This is a genomic window from Halobaculum magnesiiphilum, assembly GCF_019823105.1.
Taxonomy (GTDB): domain Archaea; phylum Halobacteriota; class Halobacteria; order Halobacteriales; family Haloferacaceae; genus Halobaculum; species Halobaculum magnesiiphilum.
The window spans coordinates 933,806-955,084 of sequence record NZ_CP081958.1; the positions used below are offsets into that span (position 1 = coordinate 933,806).

At 71.4% G+C, this 21,279-nt stretch carries 16 protein-coding genes; 5 read left to right on the forward strand and 11 right to left on the reverse strand.

Annotated features, from left to right (window positions below; translation table 11 throughout):
• Nucleotides 1–19: 19 nt before the first annotated feature.
• Nucleotides 20–2,164: a DUF4129 domain-containing protein gene (locus K6T50_RS04710; protein WP_222608246.1), complete on the reverse strand. Its 2,145-nt coding sequence runs from the start codon at nucleotides 2,162–2,164 to the stop codon at nucleotides 20–22.
• A gap of 143 nt (nucleotides 2,165–2,307) precedes the next feature.
• Between K6T50_RS04710 and K6T50_RS04715 the strand changes: the two genes are divergently transcribed.
• The 3 genes from K6T50_RS04715 (at nucleotide 2,308) to K6T50_RS04725 (ending at nucleotide 5,412) form a co-directional block, all read left to right on the forward strand.
• Complete coding sequence (locus tag K6T50_RS04715; protein WP_222608247.1) at nucleotides 2,308–3,807, forward strand: DUF58 domain-containing protein; 1,500 nt, start codon at nucleotides 2,308–2,310, stop codon at nucleotides 3,805–3,807.
• 100 nt (nucleotides 3,808–3,907) lie between these two features.
• On the forward strand, nucleotides 3,908–4,411 hold the full coding sequence (locus K6T50_RS04720) for a DUF8163 family membrane protein (RefSeq protein WP_222608248.1): 504 nt from the start codon (nucleotides 3,908–3,910) through the stop codon (nucleotides 4,409–4,411).
• On the forward strand, nucleotides 4,408–5,412 hold the full coding sequence (locus K6T50_RS04725; RefSeq protein ID WP_222608249.1) for a DUF7982 domain-containing protein: 1,005 nt from the start codon (nucleotides 4,408–4,410) through the stop codon (nucleotides 5,410–5,412). Before K6T50_RS04720 ends, K6T50_RS04725 begins: the two co-directional genes overlap by 4 nt.
• A 71-nt stretch (nucleotides 5,413–5,483) precedes the next feature.
• Here K6T50_RS04725 and K6T50_RS04730 read toward each other — a convergent pair whose 3' ends face one another.
• The 7 genes from K6T50_RS04730 to K6T50_RS04760 form a co-directional block, all read right to left on the reverse strand.
• On the reverse strand, nucleotides 5,484–6,467 hold the full coding sequence (locus tag K6T50_RS04730; RefSeq protein WP_222608250.1) for an AAA family ATPase: 984 nt from the start codon (nucleotides 6,465–6,467) through the stop codon (nucleotides 5,484–5,486).
• Nucleotides 6,460–7,614: a DUF4350 domain-containing protein gene (locus K6T50_RS04735; RefSeq protein ID WP_222608251.1), complete on the reverse strand. Its 1,155-nt coding sequence runs from the start codon at nucleotides 7,612–7,614 to the stop codon at nucleotides 6,460–6,462. The genes K6T50_RS04730 and K6T50_RS04735 overlap by 8 nt, the downstream gene beginning before the upstream one ends.
• A gap of 1 nt (nucleotide 7,615) precedes the next feature.
• Entirely contained in the window at nucleotides 7,616–7,891 is a 276-nt protein-coding gene (locus K6T50_RS04740; RefSeq protein WP_222608252.1) for a DUF8044 family membrane protein, read from the reverse strand.
• Nucleotides 7,892–7,957: 66 nt separating this feature from the next.
• Nucleotides 7,958–8,782: a hypothetical protein gene (locus K6T50_RS04745; RefSeq protein WP_222608253.1), complete on the reverse strand. Its 825-nt coding sequence runs from the start codon at nucleotides 8,780–8,782 to the stop codon at nucleotides 7,958–7,960.
• Nucleotides 8,783–8,932: 150 nt separating this feature from the next.
• Entirely contained in the window at nucleotides 8,933–12,115 is a 3,183-nt protein-coding gene (locus tag K6T50_RS04750; RefSeq protein WP_222608254.1) for a CARDB domain-containing protein, read from the reverse strand.
• A gap of 162 nt (nucleotides 12,116–12,277) precedes the next feature.
• Nucleotides 12,278–15,352, reverse strand: coding sequence for an FtsX-like permease family protein (locus K6T50_RS04755; protein ID WP_222608255.1), 3,075 nt, complete (start codon nucleotides 15,350–15,352; stop codon nucleotides 12,278–12,280).
• 130 nt (nucleotides 15,353–15,482) lie between these two features.
• Nucleotides 15,483–16,142 (reverse strand): ABC transporter ATP-binding protein, encoded by a 660-nt coding sequence (locus K6T50_RS04760; protein ID WP_222608256.1) that lies wholly within the window; start codon nucleotides 16,140–16,142, stop codon nucleotides 15,483–15,485.
• Nucleotides 16,143–16,338: 196 nt separating this feature from the next.
• Here K6T50_RS04760 and K6T50_RS04765 point away from each other — a divergent pair, with 196 nt between their 5' ends.
• Nucleotides 16,339–17,493: a hypothetical protein gene (locus tag K6T50_RS04765; protein WP_222608257.1), complete on the forward strand. Its 1,155-nt coding sequence runs from the start codon at nucleotides 16,339–16,341 to the stop codon at nucleotides 17,491–17,493.
• A gap of 52 nt (nucleotides 17,494–17,545) precedes the next feature.
• Here K6T50_RS04765 and K6T50_RS04770 read toward each other — a convergent pair whose 3' ends face one another.
• Nucleotides 17,546–18,787: an HAD family hydrolase gene (locus tag K6T50_RS04770; protein WP_222608258.1), complete on the reverse strand. Its 1,242-nt coding sequence runs from the start codon at nucleotides 18,785–18,787 to the stop codon at nucleotides 17,546–17,548.
• A 171-nt stretch (nucleotides 18,788–18,958) separates the two neighbouring features.
• Between K6T50_RS04770 and K6T50_RS19125 the strand changes: the two genes are divergently transcribed.
• Nucleotides 18,959–19,084: a hypothetical protein gene (locus K6T50_RS19125; RefSeq protein WP_275673111.1), complete on the forward strand. Its 126-nt coding sequence runs from the start codon at nucleotides 18,959–18,961 to the stop codon at nucleotides 19,082–19,084.
• 8 nt (nucleotides 19,085–19,092) lie between these two features.
• On the opposite strand, the gene K6T50_RS04775 is transcribed toward K6T50_RS19125, so the two are convergent.
• Together K6T50_RS04775 and K6T50_RS04780 are read right to left on the reverse strand one after the other, a co-directional pair.
• The gene (locus K6T50_RS04775) at nucleotides 19,093–19,998 is read right to left on the reverse strand and encodes an alpha-amylase family protein (protein WP_222608259.1); all 906 of its coding nucleotides are present in this window, start codon (nucleotides 19,996–19,998) and stop codon (nucleotides 19,093–19,095) included.
• A 295-nt stretch (nucleotides 19,999–20,293) separates the two neighbouring features.
• Nucleotides 20,294–21,262 carry a DUF8054 domain-containing protein gene (locus tag K6T50_RS04780; RefSeq protein ID WP_222608260.1) on the reverse strand — a complete coding sequence of 323 codons (969 nt, stop codon included), beginning with the start codon at nucleotides 21,260–21,262 and terminating at the stop codon, nucleotides 20,294–20,296.
• Nucleotides 21,263–21,279 lie beyond the last annotated feature (17 nt).

The following is a 21,279-nucleotide window of genomic DNA, read 5'->3' on the forward strand; positions in this document are numbered from 1 at the left end:
CGATCGTGTCCGTCCTCGTCTAGGGCCGCAGCGCTTGGGCGTGTTCGACGGCGTCCGCCGCCGTCGACCGGGACACGCCGCGGGGGCCGAACGCGGCCCGCTCGTAGCTGTCGGTCAGGGCGTCGAGGTCGTCGACCCGGCCGTCGAACAGGCCGCGCTCGCGACAGGCCGCCGCGAACTCGCGGTGCGTGAGCGAGGGGTCGAGGTCGAACCTGGACTCGACGGACGCACGGAGCGCCCCGAAGGCGATCTCGACGGCTGCGGACGGGTTCTCGTCGAGGTGCCGGCCGGCCCGTTCGACGAGAGACGCCGCGGCGGAGTCCGTGGCGGTCTCCGGGGCGGTCGGAGTCGCCTCCGGCGACCCACCGGTCGAATCCCCGGAGTCGCCGTCACGGCGGCGAACCACGACGAACGCGGCCGCCGCCGCGGCGATCGCCACCACCGCCGCTCCGATAACGGCGGGAGCCTCGCCGTCCACGATCGCCCCCAGCAGCCCGCCCGACGCGCCGTCGCCGGTCCCGGCGGCGTCCGGGCCGTCGTCGCCGTCGGCACCGTCGTCCTCGGGCAGCGTGACTGTCGCCGTCGCGCTCGTCCCGTCCAGGTTCGATCCCGCCCCGTCGAACGTCGCGCGGACGGTCACCGACGCCCCCGGGGGGGCCGAATCGGGGACCGAAACCGTGACCGAGAACTCGCCCGCGGCGTTCGTGTCCGCGGTGGCGACGACCGTCCCGTCGAGGAGGACGTCGATCGTCCGCCCCGCGACCACGTCGCCCTCGGCGGTGGTCAGCCGACCGGACACCTCGGCCGCGTCGCCCGACGGCGTAGCATTGAGTCGAAGCCGCGTGCTCGTCGAGGCGACCCGAACGGTGTCGGACACGGTGTCGCTTGTCACCGCCCTGTCGGCGAGCGCGACCGTCGCCGACAGCGTCCGGTTCCCGGCGTCCACCCCCGCGGGAAGGGTCGTCCGGAGGGCGTACTCGCCGTCGTCGTTCGTCCGGACGGTCCCCAGCACCGCATCGCCCACCGTGACTCGGACCGGAACTCCGGAGACTGGAACGCCCTCGGCGTCGACACGCCCGCGAACCGTCACGTCGTCCCCGAACGCGGTCGTCTCCGGACCGTCCACGTCGACGGACGCGGTCACCTGTCGCACCGCGATCGGCGCCGTGGCGTTGCTCGGGAGGAACACGGACCCGTCGTCGGGAACGTAGCGGACCGCGAGTCGGTCCCGGTCGAGCGGGACCGTCGTCGGCCGGTACGTCGTGGAGAACGAGCCGTTCTCCCCGGTCCGAACCTGGACCGTCCGCTCGCCGACCGACAGCGCGATCGACCGGTTCGAGACCGCGCTCCCGTTCTCGGTCGTCAGTCGGCCGGCCAGTTCCAGCGGGTCGAGGAACGAGGTCGACTCGCGGTCGGCAGACAGCGACAGCCTCGTCGAGACGAGCGTCGACTCCGTCACCTCGGCGGCGTCGGCGGAGATGTTCGCCGAGATCTCACGGACGGTTTGCTCCTCCCGACTCATGTCGGCTCCCGTCGCGTTCTCGATGGCGTCGTACGACGCGGTGAGGTTCTCCCCGGTGCGGTTCACCGCGTCGGCCGTCCGAGCCAACTCGCGTGCGAGCTCCCGGGCCCGCGTCTCGTTGCCAGCCTCGACCGCCTCCTCGTACTCCGATCTCGTCTCGCGGTACGACTGCGTCCGGTTCACGTACTCGCGCTGGCGCTCGGCGGCGGACTCGAACGCGTCGCCGCCCGACCCGCCCTCTGTCTCGCCGGCGACGTCGACGAACTTGTCGAGGTCCTCGTCGTAGTCGTCCCCGAGCACCTCGCGAGCGCGGTCGTACTCGCCCTGGCTCAGGTTGATCACGCTCCCCTCGAGGCGCTCGCCGAGCGACGACGCGAGGAACGACCGCACGCGCTCGGTGTCGCCCTGCCCGTCAGCCGCGTCCGGGTCCTCGTGTCTGACGGTGGAGTTGTTCCGTTCGTCGACCGGCGTCCCCTGTTGGAACAGCCCGTCGGCGGGAGCCGCCGACCGATCGGCGGTCGCGGCGTCGACCGAGGCCCCCGACACCGGCGAGCCCGCGGCCGCGGAACCCTCGACCGGCGCCCCCGCGACCGCACCGCTGGCGCCGACAACGAGCAACAGGCAGGCGAACACGGCTCGCACTGTCGGGGGCCCGTGCACGCGGGAGACGACGCTCGCTCGACAGTTATGTGTACCCATTCGGCGGGTCGCGATCGCCGCACGCGCCGACGGCGTCCGCGTTCGGAAGGGAACACTCATGTGTCGACCGACGTGACGAACCGGATATGCACGCCCGGCGGCGGACGTGGGGGACGGCGATCGCTGGCGCGGCGATCGTCGCCTTGGGCGCGTTCGCCGACCGGCCGCTGCTCGTGGTCGCCGGGGTCCCGCTCGCCGCGTGGCTCATCGGCCGGCAGGCGAGCGCGGTGCGCGCGTTCCGCGCTGTCGACGATCGCCTGACGGTGTCGGTGTCGACGGCGCGTGCGGCGGTGGCCGTCGACGAGCCCGTTCGGGTCACCGTCTCGGCGCGGTTCGAGGGGCCCGATCCCGCGCCGGCTCCGGTTTCCGTCACCGTCCCGCTGCCCGTGGGGGCGACCGGTGCGAGCCGGGCCGAACGGACCCTCGAGATCCCGGCGGGCGAGCGCGAGGCGGCGAGCACGTTCTCGTGTTCGTTCCGGACCGCCGGACGGTTCGACTTCCCGTCGGCGACGGTGACGGTCCGATCGCTCGACGACCTGTTCGACGAATCGCTCACCCGGGCATCGAAGCCGACCGTCCGCGCCGACCCCCGAACCCCGTCCGACCTCCACGTCGGCGCCGGCGGGGAAGCGCTGTCGTACGGCGACCATCCCGGCGGACGAAGCGGCGGCGGGATCACCCCGGAGGAGCTGAGAGAGTACCAGCCGGGCGACGCCGCCGATCGCATCGACTGGAAGGCGACCGCGCGTCACGGGCAGATCTACGTCCGCGAGTTCGAGCCCGAGTCCGACCGTCGGACCGTGGTGATCCTCGATCACCGTGCCCGAACCGATCTCGGGCCCGCGGGGGCGACGCTGTTCGCGTACCTCCGCGAGGTCGCCCTCGGCTTCGTCGACGGGGCGGAGGCGCTGTCGGACCCCGTGGGCTGTCGAACCGTCGGGGACGACGGGATCACCGGCCGCTTCGACGCGACGAGCGCGAGCGCCGGCTACGACCGGATCCGGGCACACCTCCGCGAACTGACGCCGACGGAGGGGACCCGAACGGTCGCGAACGACGGAGAATCGGCCGCCAGCGACGGCGTCGGCGCCGCAGTTCCCACTACTGCGCACGCGGAGACTGCCGGACACGCGCAGGTTCGTCCCGCCGCGGCGGCCGCACGCGCGGATCGGCTGACCGACGACACGCCGTTCGCCGAGCGGGTTCGACCGTTCCTCGAGGCCCGCGACTCGTACGTCCGCCGGCTCCGGGGCGACGCGCTGTTCGGCGCCGTCGAGCGCGCCCGCGCTGACGTGGGGAGCACGGCGCTGTCGGTGATCGTGACCGACGACGCCGACCGCGACCGGCTGCTAGAAGCCGTGCGCCTCGCGACCCGCGGCGGCGCCCACGCGCTCGTGTTCGTCGCGCCGCGGGTCCTCTTCGACGCCGACGACCCGGCGGACCCGGAGACGGCCTACGAGCGGTACCTCGAGTTCGAACGGTTCAGGCGGACCCTCGACGGGATCACGCGCGTCACCGCCTTCGAGGTCGGCCCGGGCGACCGCCTCGACCGGCTGCTCGCGGCTGGGCGTCGCCAGCGGCGGTGAGCCGCGCTCGACGCGTCGGCCGTGTCGAGCCCCCCGACCCGATGGCGTCGAAGTAGTCCGAAAGCAGTCACTTCTTTAGCCAGCCGTCGATACCCCAGGTATGGTAAATTCGGAGGCGACGCCCGACCGTTCGCTGGCGCTGCCTGCACTCGCGGCGGCGACGCTTGCGGCGGCGTTCGGGTTGATCGCGGGGCCGATCACCGCTCCGGCGGGCCTCGCCGTCGCCGCCGTCGCGGTGGTGGTCGGCCCCGGCACGGCGATCCTCGTCGCACATCTGGCGGCGGTCGTCGTGTTCGGCGCCGGCGGCGTGGGCACCGCGATCGACCCGGTCACCCTCCTCGCGTTCGAGACCGCGCTCGCGCCGCTGATCGCGATGCCGATCGCCGACCGTGCGCGGCTATCCGACGCCGCGGTCGCGTGGCTCGTCGCCGTCGGTCTCGCCGCGGTCGTCGTGATCGCAGCGAGCGGAACCGACGGACTGTGGCCCGTCGCCGCGACGCTGCTCGCGGCGGCCGCGCTGGGGAGCTACGGGCTCCACCGCTTCGAACTCGTCGCGCTGGGGCTCGTCGCCGACGCCGTCGACGAGCCGGGGGGAGACCGATGAGCGGCGACGCGGACGGGACCGTACCGAAGGAGAACGGGGCGTCCGCCGGAGCGACCGACGACGAACGCGGCGGCGAGCAGGACGACGACCGCGACGGGCGGACGCTGCGGGCCCGCGTGGATCTGCTCGAAGCGGAGAACCGGCGGCTCCGTCGCGCGTACGAACGGCAGCGTCGGACCGAACACCGGCGTGCTGCGGCCGCGCTCGTCGGCGTCGGCGCGGCGGCGCTCGCCGGGGCGGCGGCGTTTCCGTCGGTCAGGGAGGTGCTCGTCGTCGTCGCCGCGATCGGCGTCTTCGGGGGCGTCCTCACCCGGTATCTGACGCCCGAACGGTTCGTCTCGGCGTCCGTCGTCGGGCGCGTGTACGAGGCGTTGGCGGGCAACGAGGCGTCGCTGGCGGCGGAACTCGGACTCCGCTCCGATCGGGTGTACGTCCCCGTCGACGGGCCCGACACCGCCCGCCTGTTCGTCCCGGAGCGTGACGACTACGACCTCCCGGACGCGGAGACGCTCTCGGGGAACACCCTCGTCGTCACCGGGTCGGACGCCGAACGAGGGCTGTCGCTGACGCCGACCGGCGCGCCGCTGTACCGCGAGTTCGAGCGGTCGGCGACGGGCGAACCGGCGTCGGTCCCCGGCCGTCTCGGCGACGAACTCGCCGAGGCGGTCGTCGAGGCGTTCGAGCTCGCCTCGTCGGTGACGACGGCCGTCGACCCCGCGGAGGGCCGCGCCTCCTTCGAGGTGGTCGGGGGCGCGCTCGGGGACGGAAGCGACTTCGACGACCCCGTCGCGTCGACGCTCGCGGTCGGCCTCGCCGTCGGGCTCGGCGTTCCGGTGTCGGCCGAGGTCGCCCCGGGAGAGGGGAGCTACACGGTTACCTGCCGCTGGGATGTGAACGCTGTCGGCGGTGACGGACGCGATGAGAGCGCGAGCGATGGCGACGCGACCGACGACGGCGCGGGGGACGGCGATCCTGTCGGCTCGGATTCGGAACGAAGCTAGTGGAGACGGACCGCGTCACGGAACTCGGAGCCGGAGTCACGACGGTGACGAGCTGGGCCGCCGGGCGCCGACTACTCGGTCGCTTGGGCGCTCGGCGCCGTCCCCGTGGGCGGCTCGACCGCCCCGAGGATCCGGTCGACCACGTCCTCGACGGACTCCTCGCCGATCTCGGCCTCCGTCGACAACAGCAGCCTGTGGACCAGGATCGGTTCGGCGAGCGCCTTCACGTCGTCGGGGATCACGTAGTCGCGGCCGTGGATCGCCGCCCGCGCCTTCCCGCCGTTGAGGAACGCGAGCGTCGCGCGCGGCGAGGCGCCGTACTCGATGTCCGCGTCCTCGCGGGTCCGCGCGACGATGTCGAGGACGTACTCGCGAACGCCGTCGGAGACGTGGATTCCCGTGACCGCCTCGCGGGCGGCACGCAGTTGCTCGTCGTCGACGACGCGCTCGACGTGTTCGGGCCCCAGATCGGGGTCCTCGTCGAACCGGTCGAACAGCTCCCGCTCGTCGTCCCGGTCGGGGAGGTCGACGCGAAGCTTGAACTGGAAGCGGTCCCGCTGGGCCTCCGGAAGCTCGAACACGCCCTCCATTTCGATCGGGTTCTGCGTCGCGATGACGATGAACGGGTCCGGCAGCGAGAGCGTCTGTCCCTCGATCGTGACGCTGCGCTCCTGCATCGCCTCCAGCAGCGCCGACTGGGTCTTGGGCGTCGCGCGGTTGATCTCGTCGGCGACGACGAGGTTTGCGAACACGGGTCCCTTGTTCAGCTCGAAGGTGCCGGTGTTCTCGCGGTAGACGTGCGATCCCGTGATGTCGGCCGGAAGCAGATCCGGCGTCATCTGGAGTCTGGTGAACTCCAGCCCGGTCGATCTCGCGACGAGGTTGGCGATCGTCGTCTTCGCGACGCCGGGTACCCCTTCGAGCAGCACGTGTCCCCGCGTCAGCAACGAGATCGTGATCCCCTCGATCACGTCCTCGTTGCCGATAAGCACGCGACCGGCCTCCTCGCGGATCGCCTCGTACACCGCGGCCGGAGCGTCGGCGGCATCACTCATCCTCGGAATCCTCGGTGTCGCGGGGTAAAACCGCTGTCATTACGCGCCCGATCCGGGCGGCGTCCCAATCGGGGTGCAGCGTCGCGAGCGACGCCGCGTACGTCCCCTCGTCGACGGACGACTCGGGATCGGCAGGCTCCGTGGCTTCCGGTTCGTTCCGGTTCCAGTCGTCCCCTCGACGCCCGATCCACGGCAGCGTAGCCAACGAACGTCCGGCCCACGGACGCCGGGTCCAGAGACCGACGCCCGCGAGCAGTCCGGCGCCGACGAGCGCCGTCGCGAGCGACGACTTTCGCAGCGCGAGCGCGAGGGCGGCAAGCGGCGGCTGGCCCGCCGTGTGAGAGTAATCGAGCAGGACGCGGTCGTGTGCCCCGAACACCGCCGCTGCGAACCGTCGGTTGTTCGGTCGTTCCAGCATGGCGTTGATGAACGCGCTCGGGTCGGAGACGACGACAACCCGCCCGTCGCCGACGGGCTCGACCGCCGCGACGGGGCGCGCGCGCAGTCGCTCGTCGTCGTCGAGTTCGGCGTCGCCGTCGCCGTCGAGGTACGAGAACCGCGAGGAGTTCGCGAGCACCGTCGCGTTCGTCCCCGCGACGGTCGAGGCGTTCGCCGACGACGCGGGCACGACCGTCGTGCCGTAGTTGAGCGTCAGTCGGTCGACGCCGGCCGTCAGCGGGTGCTCTGCGACGGTCGGGGCGACCGGCAGCGCGGGCGACCGGTAGTACTCGCGCTCGTCCCGGAGCGTCCGGCCGTCGACCCGGAGCGACGACCCCGTTCCGGCCAGCATCGCGTTCCCGTGGTCGCCGAAGTCCTCGGCGACGACCAGCGTGCCGCCGCGCTCGACGAACCGCCGCAGGCGGTCGCGCTCGGCCGCGGTGTAGGGGCGGTCCGGCGAGAGGACGACCGCGACGGTGCCGTCGGGGTCGACGCCCTCGTACTCCGAGGCGTTCGTGAGCACCGTCACCTCGGCGCCGGCGTCCTCGCCCACCGCTCGGAGCTGTGAGGCGCCGTCCCACGCGGGGTTGTACGACCCGAACGCGGCCGCGGAGGTCCCGCCGGCGAACGCCACGGCGACGACGAGGACGGCGACGAGCCCCGCCAGAAGCGCGCGGGGGTAGTCCACCGCGATCGGCCCCACGCGCACGTCAGATCACCCCCGGCGGCAGGATCGCGAGGATCCGACGGATCACCACGTACCCGAACACTGCGAGGCCGAGCGCGATGATCCACACGAGTCGCCGACGCCAATCGGGGGTGACGGCGAACGGAGCCGTCAGCTCGGTGACGACGAGGAACCCGATCAGCGACACGACGAACGCGAGCTCGAGGCTGAGCGACTCCAGCAGGACGAGCACCAGTGTGGCCCCCAGCATCCACGCCATCTGTGCGCGAAGGAACCGTGCGCGCCGGCGTGTCGTCATCTGTACACGAACCGTCTGCCCCGGCGCTTACTAACGTGTCGGTGCCGTGGCACCGACGACGGCCGATCAGGCCGCCGGGACCGGCGTCTCGACCCCGTCGATCGGCGGGAGGAGGTAGCCCGCGATCGCCGTGAGACTGAACCCGAGGAAGTGCGCGTAGAAGTTCACCACAGAGCCGTCGCCGCCGGTCGAGGGCGGGAACGCGAGGAGCGGGAACGCGAGGACGAGCGCCCCGCCCAGCACGCCAAGCTCCGCGTACCCCGGTCGCGACACCCAGTCGTGCCACAGCGACTCGGTGCGCCGGAGGTTCGTGTACAGGCGACCGGCATACGCGGCGGTGACGACTCCGGCGGCCACCGCCACGACCCACGTTCCGGGCGCGCGCCATACCAGCACGAGCCCGATGAGCGAGAGGTCGGCGAAGTACGGCAGCGAGTCCCACCCCCGCGCCAGATCGACGCGCAGCGCCCGGCGCACGTACCCCGACAGCGTGAGCGAGAGCACACCGAAGAACCCTGCGAGGACCCCGGAGAAGCCGAACCCCACGCGCGGGCGGACCAACGCGACGTTGAGTCCCGACAACGCGAACGGGACGGCGACCAGCGTCGCGACGAACAGCACCCTGAACTGCGGGAGCGACCGTTGGATTCTCGCGAGTTGATACGCCACCCCCACGACCAGCAGGTACGCGATCAGGTTCGCGATCAGGTGTTCGGCCCCGAGGTGAACGTAGTGGGCGGTGAAGGCGGTCACGAGGGTCGGGTCCGTATACGTGAGCGCGAACGACCGTTTCACCGGCTCGGGAAGCGGATACACCGCCAGCATCGCCACCGCCGGAAGCGCCAACAGCGCGATGTCCGCCCGCGTTTCGGCTGCCCCGCTTCCGTCCATACCGCCGGAACGCCGATGCGACTGAAAAGGGACACTGTCATTTTATCAAATATGAGTTCGAGAGAAGATAGTGTCGAGAACTCGGCGGAGCCTCCCGGCTGTCCCGGCAAGCCTCCAGAAAACGCGACCGACCCGCTTGCGAGGAGCGCGTTACTCCTCGTCGTCGAGCGGGTTCGATCCGGAACCGGTCCGCGCGCGGTAGACGGCGAACCCGGCGATGACGACGAACAGCGCGAGCAGTCCCAGCGAGAGCCACAGCGGGATGCCGGCCGGCTCGTCGATCGGCGTGCCCGGCGTCGGGCCGTCGTCGGACGGCGGGGTCGCGGTGTCCTGCTGGGCCTCCTGAACGGTCACCGAGGCGACGGGCTCGTCGTTGACGGCCACGTCGTACGTCCCCGGCTCGTCGAAGCCGACGGTGAACTCGATCGACTCCGTTTCCCCGGCGTCGACGGTCACCTCGCGCGTGTCGATCACCTGCCCGTCCACCGAGAGGTTCGCGGTGAACGTCCCGCTGGCGTTCCCGTCGTTGCCGATAGTCGCGGTGACCGTGGTCTCCTCGCCGGCGGTCAGCTCTCGTGACTCGATGCTGGTCTCGTCGATGGTAAAGCGCGGTTGCTCCCCTGCGTCCGCGCTCCGGACGCCGATCGCGTACGCGGAGAAGCCCGGCGAGCGTGCGCGGTAGGTCCCGTTGCCGAGCGCCTCCGTCGGGAGGGCGTTCCACCTGCCCTGCGTCTCGTTGTAGCGAAGCAGGGTGACCTGGTCCTCGGAGACTCCCTCGGGGAGGTCGGAGTCGGCGACGCTGAACGTGTAGTTCACCCCGTCGAACTGGGGTGTCGTCTCCCGGTCGGGCGTCGCGGTGAAGTAGCTGATCGCGGTCGCCCCGTCGGTCGTCTCGTTCACGGGCGGCACGTCGGTCGGCGGTTCGGCCTGCGGGGGCGTGACGTTCACGCGGAACGAGGAGGTGTTCCCCCCGACCCGCATCTCGAGCCCGGTCAACCCGGTCCCGTTCGAGGCGGTCCGGTTCCCGAGCTCGACGCCGACGACGTCGCCCTCGCGGACACGGTCGACGATGACAGTCGCCCCGGTGTCGGTGTCCGTCACGTCGGATCCCGGCACGTCGTCGGGCGGCCCCTCACCCTCTCCCGGATCGGGGTCCGGGTCCGGATCCGGGTCCGGATCCGGGTCCGGATCCGGCGACGGACGACGCCGGACGTTCAGCGTCTTGGCGTCCAAGTTGTCCACGGCGATGGAGCGTGTCCCGGCGGAACGGAACCTGCGGGTGAACACTACGGTCCTCGTCTCTCCCGCGTCGAGTTCGATGTGCTTCGTCTCGACGACCACGCCGTCGACGTTCAGCTCGAGGGTCTCACCCTCCGCCAGGTCGCCGGGGTTGGTGACCGTCGCCCGGACCGTCACCGACTGGCCGACGAATATCGAGTTCCGGGAGAGGCTGAAGCGCTCGGTGAACGCCTCGTCGTCGATCTCGAGCCGCTTCGCCGGGAGCCTGTCGACGGAGATCTCCCGGACGCCCTCGGTGTCGAACGAGAGCGGACGGTCGAACTCGACCGTTCTCGTCTCGCCCGCCGCGAGTTCGATGTGCTTCGTCTGCACGTTCTCTCCGTCGACGTACAGTTCCAGCGTCTCGCCTTGAGCCGCGCCGGGGTTCTTGACGGTCGCCGTGACCGTGACGTTCTCGTTCGTCCCGGTCTTGTTCGGTGAAAGCGTGAAGTCGGTGACGTACGCCTCCTCGATCTCTTCTTTCACGTCGACCGTGACGGAATCCTCGAGGAACTCGGTCGTCTCCGTTTCGGCCTTCGACGCGGTCACGGTGTACGCTCCGACCGATCCGAAGGTGAAGACGGCTGTACCGTCCGAATCCGTCGAGACCGTACGGACGCCCTCCGGTCCGTCCACGGTGAGCGTGGCGTTCGTCGGGTCGTCGGTGTCGTCGCGGGTGACGGTGAACTCGACGGGCTTGCCCTGTTGGACGGTCGTGTCGTTCGCGTCGATCGACAACTGGACGCCCTCCTTGAGGCTCACCGATCCCCGCTTGGCGACCGTCCGGCCGTCCGACTCGGAGGTGGCCGTGTACAGGTACGTGTAGTCCTGGCTGGGCCACGACTGGAGCGTCCCGACGTCGAGCGTCGTCTCGGGGCCGTCGCTGACGGCGGTCGCGGACGCGTTGATCGTCGTGTCGTCCGTCAGCGTGAACGTGACGCGGTCGCTCTCGTTCCGGATCGCCGCGAACAGCGCCTCGGTGCTGTTGATCTCCGTGCCGTTCGCGAGTTCGATCCCGGCGATCGAGGGAACCGTGACGCCGTCGATGCCGGGGCGGGTCCGGACGACGCCCTGCGCGTCCTCGATGCTCGATTCCACCTCGACGGTGCCGTCCGCCGAGTCGACGACGAGTTCGATGCTCTGCTTCGACAGTTCGTCTTCGTCGATGACGAGCGCGGTATGGACGACGTCGTCGCCCGCGAACGAACTCGTCGTGTTCGCGTCGAAGGTGACGTTGCCGCCGGTGCCGCCGGCCGTCACGTCGACGGTCGCGTCGGCGTCACCCTCGCGCACCGCGAGGAAGTCCGCGCCGACGACCGTCACGTTCCCCTCGACCGAGAGTTCGCCGGCCGGGTCGTCCGCATCCGGTCCGACGACGCCGGGGTCGGCGTTGTTCTCCTTGGCGACCGCGAACAGCGCGTACTGCCCGGACTCGTCTGGCGTGAACCGGACGGTCTCGAAGCCACCGAACGACGAGTTCTCCCCGACGATCCGACCGTTCACGTCCGCGCTGCCGTTGATCAACGCGGCGATGTCGTCGACAGAGTCCACGTCCTGATCGTCGGGTCCGAGCCTGACGGCGACGTACTGGATGTCCTGTCCGTCGAGGTCGCCGCCGCCGGCGAACGACTCATCGAGCTTGGCAGTGATCGTCTTCCCCTCCTCGTACACGCTGATCTGTTCCCTGTTGGAGGGAGTCAAACCGTCCCCAGCAGAGACGGATATCGTCGGGATATCGAGGTACGTCTCCACGTCGCTGCCGTCGGCGTACTCCTCCTCGTCGACGTTGAGCGCCAGCGGCGAGCGTGCCCACACGGAGACGTTGCCGCCGGAGCCGTACACCTCGTCGGACGAGGCGTTGATGTCGGCGACACCGCCGTCCGACGGCGGGCCGAGGTTTCGTGTCGGCACGTCGACCGAGGGTGACGACCCGGTTTCCGCGCCGGGGGCGCCGCCGGGCAGCGCTCCCGAAACCGGCGCGACGACGGGTGAAAGCACCAGCGCGACGGTTACAAGGACGATTCCGACCCGACGCGAGAGCCCCGACTGATTCATTTGTTTGGTAACTTCACCCTTCTCTCATAAAAACTTTGGATAGGCTGATACGTTCGTTCGAAAAACGATCGGTCGAGATCGCGATTCTCAGGTCCTGTATTCGGCGGTATGTCGTTCCTATTTCTCGGCCCCGACGCCGGTGTCGGATTCCCGAACGGTCGCTCACGAGTCGCGGCTCGTCAGCCCGGCCGGCGGCGCCCGGAGGATCGGCACCGCCGCGAGACAAACGCTGCACGCCGCGAGGACGATGCTGCCGAGGACCGCGATCAGGATCGCCGGGCTCGCGATCTCGGGGTCGATCCGGATGCCGAACGCCACGAGTACGTCGAGCGCGCGCAACACGGCCACGAGGAGGGACGCGATCGCCGTCGCGCCCACCGCGGCCGGCGTCGCGACGAGCGCGGCGTCGCGAACCAACACCCGGATCAGCCGGGTCGGCGTCATCCCGGTCGCGCGGTAGACGCCGATCGTCCGCCGCCGCGCCTGCACCGCCCGCGCGAACGTCGCGACGGTTCCGCTCGCCGTGCTCACGCCCGCGAGGAGGACCATCCCGGCGAACAACACCTGCACGTTGCCGAACACCTGCCTGATCACGGTCCCGATCCCCGTCCCGCCGGCGTACGCGCCGGCACCCTCCGGCAGCGACGCTCCCCCGCTCGGGGACCCGGAAACGGTGTATCGATCGGTCGCGGCGAGGTCGCCGTCGACGAGCAGCCGGAAGGTGTACGTCCCCGGCTCGGCCCCGCCGTCGAACCCGACCTCCTCGGCGCCGACACGGATCCGCGAGACGTTGCCGGGGCGCAACTCGACCTGCCGCCGTTCGGCGCCGCCGGGGGTGAGAAGCGTCAGGTTCCGTTCCATGGTGGTCCCCCACGGGTTCGCGACGTACACCGACACGTTCGGGCGGGTCGTCGGACTCCCGGAGGACGGCTCCACGGTCACGCGCGCGCCGATCTCCCGTTCGGCCGAGGGTGTGACGGTGATCGTCGTCGTCACCGGCTCCTGATCGGGCGCGGTCACGCGGATCGGGTACTCCCCCGGCTCCTCCGGGAGCGGCACCGTCGCGACCCCCTCCTGAGAGACCGGTATCGGCGTTCCGTCGAACGTCACGCGGGCACCCTCGACCGGCGTTCCGTTCTCGGTCGTCGCCGGAACCAGCAGGGTCGCCCTGGGGGGAGCAGCGTCCGGGAACTCCGGCGGGAGCGTGAGCGCCGTCTCACTGGTCACCCGGACCGTCCGCTCGAACGGCCCGGCGACGACTGAATACGTCCCCGTCCGGGTTCGTCGCTCCGAGAGCGTCACGGTCGTCGTCTCGCCCGCGTCGAGCTCGACCCGCCGGGAGCGCGTCTCGTTGCCGACGCGGACCTCCAGCCGTCTCGACCCCGCCTCCTCGCCCACGTTTCGAAGCTCCACCGCGATCCGCGCGGACTCGCCCACGTCGACCGAATCCGGCGCGCTCAGTCGGGTCACGATCAGCTGCGGGCCGGGATCGGTCGCGTTTCCGAGCCCGTCGGCGCCGAGGCCCTCGGTCCTGATCACGTGGACCTGATCGCCGCCGCCGACCGCGCCGGGCGCGATCGTCTCGCGCGGGACGATCAACTGGTCGTCGATCGCGCCCGAGGCCGCGTAGACGCCGACGATCTCGACGCGGTCCACCAGCGGGGAGACGCTCCCCCCGATCGTGATCTCGTCCCCGTGATCGACCCCGAGCGTGCGCGCCAGGCCGGCGCCGATGACGGCCTCCCCCGGACCGTCCGGCGGTCGGCCCCGCGTTATCTCCGCCCCGGTGACGCGGGCGAAGGCCGTGAAGTTGGCCCCCCGGAGCAGGTACGGTTGCCCGTGGTGCGCCTGCGCGGCGATGATCTCGGGGCTCGCGGCGACACCCTGTTCGCGGAGCGCGTCCGCGTACCCGGCGTCGATCCGACTGTTCAGCGGGTGGAGCGCGCCCGACTCCGAGACGGTGCCGGTGGACTGGGACGTTATCGGCGCGAGCGCGCCGACCAGCCCGGAGACGACGACGACGATCACGACGAAGACCGTCAGCGTCGCCGTCGTCGGCACGGCCGTCCGCCAGTCGAGGATGGTCGGCGACGGTACGGCCGCCGCACCGGACGCGACCGCCGCCCGGATTCTCGACGACGCTCGGGCGAGGCGGGTGCGGATCCCGTCAGGATCGCCCGAGGAGTCGCCCCCGTCGACGCGGGGGTCGCGGGTCGGCTCCCGGACGGCCCCCGTGGATCCGGGCGGGGTGCGGATCGCCGACACGGCCGTCACAACGCCGGCGAGCGCGCCCGCGAGCGCCAGGAGCGCGCCGATCGCGAGCACCGCGGCGGCCCGTTCTGGAGTCACGCCGGTCGGCAGCGAGACGGGGACCCCGAGCGCGCGCGCACCGAACACGAGCACCCGGGGAGCGAGAGTCCCGAGGACCGCGCCGGCGACCACGCCGGTCGCGGCGATCGCCGTCGCCCGTCCGGCGATGAGCGCCCCGAGCCGGACCGGATCGATCCCCGTGGACCTGAGCACCCGGATCGTTCGCCGCCGGTCGACGAGGGTCATCTGGGTGACGTTGTACACGACCACGACTACCACGACCGCGCCCGCGACGCCCGCGAGCGAGAGGATCGCGAGCACGTCCTCGATCCCGAGCAGCAGGAACGGCAGCGCGCCGACGAGGGCGACGCCCCCGCCGTAGCCGTTCGCGTCGCCGTTCGGGTCGAACACGAACCGGCCGTCGGTTCCCAGTTCGTCCGCGAGCGACGGGTCCGCGGCGTACCACCGCGCCGGGAGCACCGTCTCGTTCTCGGGCGGGGCGACGCGCCGTTCGACGGTCGCGTCGGCCCCGACGAACCGGACGGTGTGGGTGTACGCGACCGGGCCGACGGCCGTCGACTCCCGCGGCTGGGGGATCCGCGCGTCCTTCCAGGCGACGGAGGCGCCGGGGACGACCGCCGGCGTCGACGACCCGACCCCGACGACCCGCGTCTCGACGCCGTCGACGGTCGCGGTGGCGACGGTGACCGCGATCCGGTCGTCCGCGGCGGCGGAGCCGCCCGTCGCCGATCCCTCGTACGAGACGGTCGCGGACGTCGCCAGGTCCCCGTCGAGCGTCGCGGTGTAGGCACCCGCCGACAACAGCAGCAGCGCCGTCCCGACGAGGAAGGCGGTCGTGACCGTCACGACCGCGGCGCTGAGCCAGTCCCGCCGCGACCACCGACGGAGCAGCCCGGCGTCGCGCATCAGGAGTCACTCGCTCGGCGGCGGGCGATCCGTCCCGTCGGCACACCGGCTCCGTGCGGGTCGGGCGCGGTCGGGTCGCCGGAGGTCGGTTCCCGGGGTTTCGGTTCGCCGGGACGTGAACGATCCCGCGTCACACCGGTGTGAGTTCCCCGTCAGCGAGGCGGAGGCAGTCGTCGAAGCGGTCCGTCAGGCGGGGGTCGTGGCTGATCACGACGAGGGCGGTGTCCGCGTCGGCCCGAACCGTCAACAGCAGATCGAGCACGCGCTCGGCCGTGTCGGGGTCGAGCTGGCCGGTCGGCTCGTCGGCGAGCACGACGGCAGGGCGGTTCGCGAGCGCCCGGGCGATGGCGACGCGCTGTTTCTCGCCGCCGCTGAGCGTCGCCGGGTACTGTCCGGCGAGGTCGGTGATCTGCAGCGCCTCGAAGAGTCGATCGAGCCACGCCTCGTCGCGCTCGCCCCGGTGGTCCTGCGGGACCGCGGCGTTCTCCCTGGCGGTGAGATCCGGAACGAGCTGGAAGTCCTGAAACACGAACCCGATCGTGTCCCGTCGGATCCGGGCGCGTGCGCGCTCGCCGAGCGAGGCGGTTGCCTCGCCGTTCACGTACAGCGTCCCGCCCGTCGGCGGCTCCAGGAGCCCGAGCACGTTGAACAGCGTCGTCTTACCCGCGCCGCTCGGCCCCCGAACCAACAGCCGCGCGTCGCTCGGAACCGAGATCGAGACCGAGTCGAGAACGCGATCGCCGCCGCGGTCGACGGTCAGGTCGTCGCCGCGGAGTACCGCGTCTGTCATTACCCCTCTCTGTACGGTCGACCATTGTAACGATACCGCCCGGGGACGCCCCGGCCCGCCAGCCGAGTCCGGCCGGGCCCGGGCGCGAGCGACGGCGGCTCCGCACGCGACCGGAGACGTTTTTGTTGACACGTCCGCACGGGGTACACGTGCGCCCGCGAACGTCCCCCGTCAGCCGCCGCAGTCGAGGCCGACCATGAGCAGCCGCACGAGCGACGCCGCGGTCGACCGGCGGCGGCTCCTGGCGCTGATCGCGGCCCTCGCTGTCGTCTCGACGGGGGCGGCGGCCGCGTTCGCGGCCGCCCAGACCGGGTACGCGGTCGAGATCGACGGCGCCGTCGACGTACCCCACACTACCTACGAGGCTGAGGGCGAGATGGTCGAGGTGACCGAGGTCGGGCGAGCGGAACTGGGGGGGACGCTGGAATTCGCTGTCGACGCGCCCTCGGGCGAGTATTACACCGTCCGGGTCGTGAACGGCGAGCAGGATGCCGTCGATGTCCGATCCGGCTTCGGAAGCGAGACGTTCGACATCTCGCTTGACAACTACCAGGTCGGCACCTACGTCGTCGTCGTCACCAACGAATCCGGCGACGAGCGAGAGGTGTACGCGGCCGAGCCGTTCGTTGTCCAGGGATACGATGTCACGCAGAACGTACCCGACTCCGTCGACTCCGACGGGACCTTCACCGTGGACGTGACGATCTCACCCCGCGATGACCCGCCAGCGTTCGAATCTGTGAACGTCGCCGTCGGCGACGACTCGACGCGGATTGTCGCCGAGGCGGACCGGGTGAACGAGACGACCTACCGCGCGACCGTCGACGCCGGCCAGTTCGAGGACGGGGAGTACACCGTCGTCTCGGGCGTTCGCGGCGACCTCGCGTTCGACGACACCGCGCGGGAGTACTACGGGATCAGCGATAGCACGACGGTGCGCGTCGGGAGCGATTCCGGGACGGCAACCGCGACGGCGACCGACTCGGGCGGCTCGGGCGGCGACTCGGGAACCGGATCGACGACGGGCACGGCGACGACCGAGGCCCCGACATCGAACGCGACGGCGACCGCGTCCGACACGACCGCCACGGCGACCACGGACACGCCCGGATCGGAGACGACGACCCCCGGACCGACGGTCGGGCCGACGACGACGGCACCGCCGGCGACGACAAGCCCGACCGACGGCGACACCGCGACGCCCAGTTCCGACGACGAATCCGGTGGCGACGGTGACGACTCGGGTGACTCGGGCGGATCGACCGAGACGACCGGCGCGCTGGTCCACCCGCTCGGTCTGGCGCTCCTCGTGGCGGTCGGACTGGTGGCGCTTCGTCGCCGCGAGCCGTAGCACCCCGGAACCGATCTCGATCTTTCGTCCGGACGCGGAACCGTCCGATCCGTCAGTTCGACCCGTTCAGATCCGCCAGACAGCGCCACGCGTACATCGTCCGGAGCACGTCCGAAGCGGCGCCGGGCGCGAACACGAGGTCGTCGGTCGAGCGCACGTGCTCCAGCACGTTCTGCGAGGAGTGTTCCGGCGCGGCCGCGACCCCCGAGTCGTGTTCCTCGGCCCACTCCATCACTCGGAGGTCGGACTTCGAGTCGCCCATGACGCAGACGAACGGGTCGTCGACGCCGAGCACGTCCAGGGACGCCTCGACGCCGGCGGCCTTGTGCAGCTCCGCGGCGGCGAGTTCGGCGGCGTCCGCGCGGTAGAGCGCGATCTCGAGGCGGTCGAACAGCGTCGCCGCGGCGTCGGGCACGTCGCCGTCGGCGGCGGCGCCCGCCCGGTCGATCGCGCCGGCGATCTCTGGGTCGGCGGCGGCGTAGTACGCCCGCGCGGCGGCGGCGCCGTCGTCGATGTCGAGCCGCTCGCCCGCGGCCCCGCCGACCAGATCGAGCAGGTGGACCATCGCCTCGTCGATGACGGCCTCGGCGTCGTCGCTGCCGGTCTCGTAGTTGGGCTTGAGGGTGACGTTGAACTCGTTGCCCTGGAGGTGACAGCCGCGCCGGACGCGCTCGGGCGCCTCGCGGAGCACGCCGTCGCGCACGTCGTCGACGACGCCGCGCACGTCCTCCGCGAGGTCGTCGTACAGGAGCCGCTTGGTGTCGGCGCCGCTGCCGGGCGTGAACACGCCCGCGCCCGCCTCGTAGACGACGGACACGTCGCCCGAGTGGACCAGCTCGTTGCCGAGCCCCTGGATCAGGAACCCCTTCACGTTCTCGAGGGTCTGGCCCGTGCAGATCACTAGCGGGGTGCCGCGCTCGGCGAACTCGGTGAGCAGGTGGAGCGTCTCGCGGGGGATCTCGTTGTCCGTGTCGCCCGCGGAGCGCAGCGTCTCGTCCACGTCGAGCACGAGCGCGTTGGGCGCGCGGCCGTACTTCCCGTGGAGGTCGAGCGCGGTGAACGCCGACTCGCGGTCGGCCATCGCGGCGACCTCCGCGAGGGCGTCGCCCTCGTCGCCGAAGGCGCGCTCGATGCGCTCGCGGCGGTCGGCGAGGTCGGCGTTCGCCTCGTCCCAGTTGTCGAGCGCGACCCGGGAGTCGAGCGGGGGAAACAGGTCGACGAACTCGCGATACGCGCGCAGCGTCTCCGTGTCGAACTCCGCGTACAGCTCGTAGAGACGATCGTAGAGGGTCATGGGCGGACTACGGGAGGGCCACCCAAAGAATCACTCGGATCGCAAGTACTGATGCGGCAGGGGCGCGGTCGGCGGTTCCGCCGGGTGGGCTCGATGCCGACGGAGCGTCTCGTTGGCGGGGTATCTCGGTCCCGCCGGGGGGTCTATGGTCCGGCGGTCCCTCGCGCCGGTATGACCGATCGGACACAGCGGACGGAGACCGGCGGACTGGTGGTCGTTCTCGCGGGCGTCGCGGGGTTCGTCTTCCTCCTGACGATCGTCGTCATCTGGGCGCTCGCGTACGGGCCGCTGTCGTAGCGCGCCCGCTACTCCGAGCCGGAGCCAGAGCCGGTGTCGGAGTCCGACCCGGATTCGGAACCGGACTCGGTCTCCTCGCCCCCGTAGCTTCGCCCCTCCCGCGCGTCGGCCTTCATCCGGCGCAGCGCCGCCACGGCCTGACTCGCGTCGTAGCCGAAGAACACGTCCTCGCCGTACTCGGCGGCGACCTCCGCGGCGTGGTTCAGGTCGTCGATGTCGACGTTCACGGCGTACAGCTCGACGGAGAACGTCACGTCCAGATCCGCCAGCCGACTCTCGAACCCCTTCGCGATCGTCTCCAGCCAGTAGGTCGTCCCGTAGTTCGTGTCGTACAGCGGGACGACGAACTCGTCGACGTGGGGGGAAAGCGCCTCCAGATCGAGTCCCGCGCGGTCGTACAGGTGGCCCGGATACGGATCGGGGTACAGGGTGAGGTAGACACGGCCGGGGATCCGCTCGGTCGCCTCGGCGACGAAGTCGGTGATCACCTCGGCGCGCCAGTCGGCCCACTCGTCGTGACGGCTCTCATCGAACAGTCGTTCACACCGGTCACACCGACAGTACCCTTCGCGCGGGAACCCGACGTCGTCGAGTCGCACGTCGCCGTTGACGGCCGCACAGTCCTCGACGATCTCCAGCAGGCCGCGGCGGTACTCCTCGTGGGTGGGGCAGATGTACGCCCAGTCGAAGTACGTCCGGTCGCGCGTCGCCGGCCGGCCCTCGGCGTCGACCGGGACGAGGTCGGGGGTCGCCTCCGCGGCGGCGTTGTCCCCGAAGCACGACACCATGTTCACGGCCGTCTCCAGGGGCTCGGCCGAGCGGCCGGTCACGTCCTTCACCTCGTAGAAGGCCAGATCGAAGTCGGGCCACTCCGTCTCCTCGGCGTTGCGGGTGACGACGCCGTACTGGGTCATACCGGTGCTTGGCCGCTCGTGAGGGTACGTGTTTCGAAAGAAGGGACGACTGGCGGGTCGAAACGCCGTGGGACCGGCGGCCGGCGGCCGGCAGCGGCCGCCCGCGTGCTCAGTCCTCGGTCTCGACTTCGACCTCGACCGGCTCGGTGTTGGAGCTGAAGAGGACGTACAGGAGCACGACGACACCGAACAACACGACGAGTTTGGACTTTCCGGACATACGTGACAGTTCAGGCGGCGGGCACTAATCGTTTCCGCCCTGGGACGCGTCCGTCGCCGGGATCGATATCGATCGTCAGGTGTCGGTGGCGTCGCGGTCGGCGTCCTCGATCTCGTCGGTCTCGGCGTCCTCGCCCGCATCGTCACCGTCGCCGCCGTCGCCGCCGTCGCCGCCGTCGCCGCCGTCGCCGCCGTCGCCGCCCTCGTCGTTGTCGCTGTCGGCTCCCTCGTCGGCGAACACGTGCACCTCAGCCCCGCAGTCGACGCACGCGAGCACGTCCCGGGTGGGCGTGTCCTCGATCCCCATCGTCCCGCCGCAGCAGCCGTCGGCGACGGTGCGTTCCTCGAGGTCGCCCCCGCAGGCGGGACATTCGGGCGTGAACAGCCGCAGCGGCGTCGTCGCCGGCGCGCGCAGCGACTCCGGCACGTCGAGGCGTTCCATCGCGCGCACGGCGGCCACGTCGCCGGTGGCGTTCGTCGGCCGAAGCCAGACTAGGCCCTCCTCGCCCTCGACGGAGACGCCGTCGTACTTGCGCTCGCCCTCGGCCTCGAAGGGGACGACCTCGGCGGTCGCCTCGACGAGGTCGTCGGGGCTCGCCTCACGCAGCGTCTCCAACTCCTCGCGCCAGGCGGCCTCGAACGCCTCGGTCAGGTACAGCGCGTCGTCGTCGCCCTCGCCCTCCTCGATCACGCCGTGGCTGAACATCGCGCCAAGCAGCTCCCCCGGGTCGGTGTCGGCGACGAGGTCGTCGGACTCGCGACGGCGCTCGGGGTCGCCGCCGTCGGGGGCGACGTGGCGGAACCGGTCTTCGAGGCCCAACGACCGGACGAGGTCGGGGGCGAACGCGGGCGTTCCGGGGACGACGTAGCCGCGCAGGTACACGAGCGCCGCGCCGACCGCGAGCACGGGGACGGCGAGCGACCGCCGCCGGATCCCGGCGAGTGCGGCCGCGGCGACGACGACGGCGACGTTGACCGCGGTGCACGGGCCACACCGGTTCTCGCCGGTGTACTCCGGTCGGCGGAGCGTGTCGATCGGGTTCATGGACCACAGTGACGGCC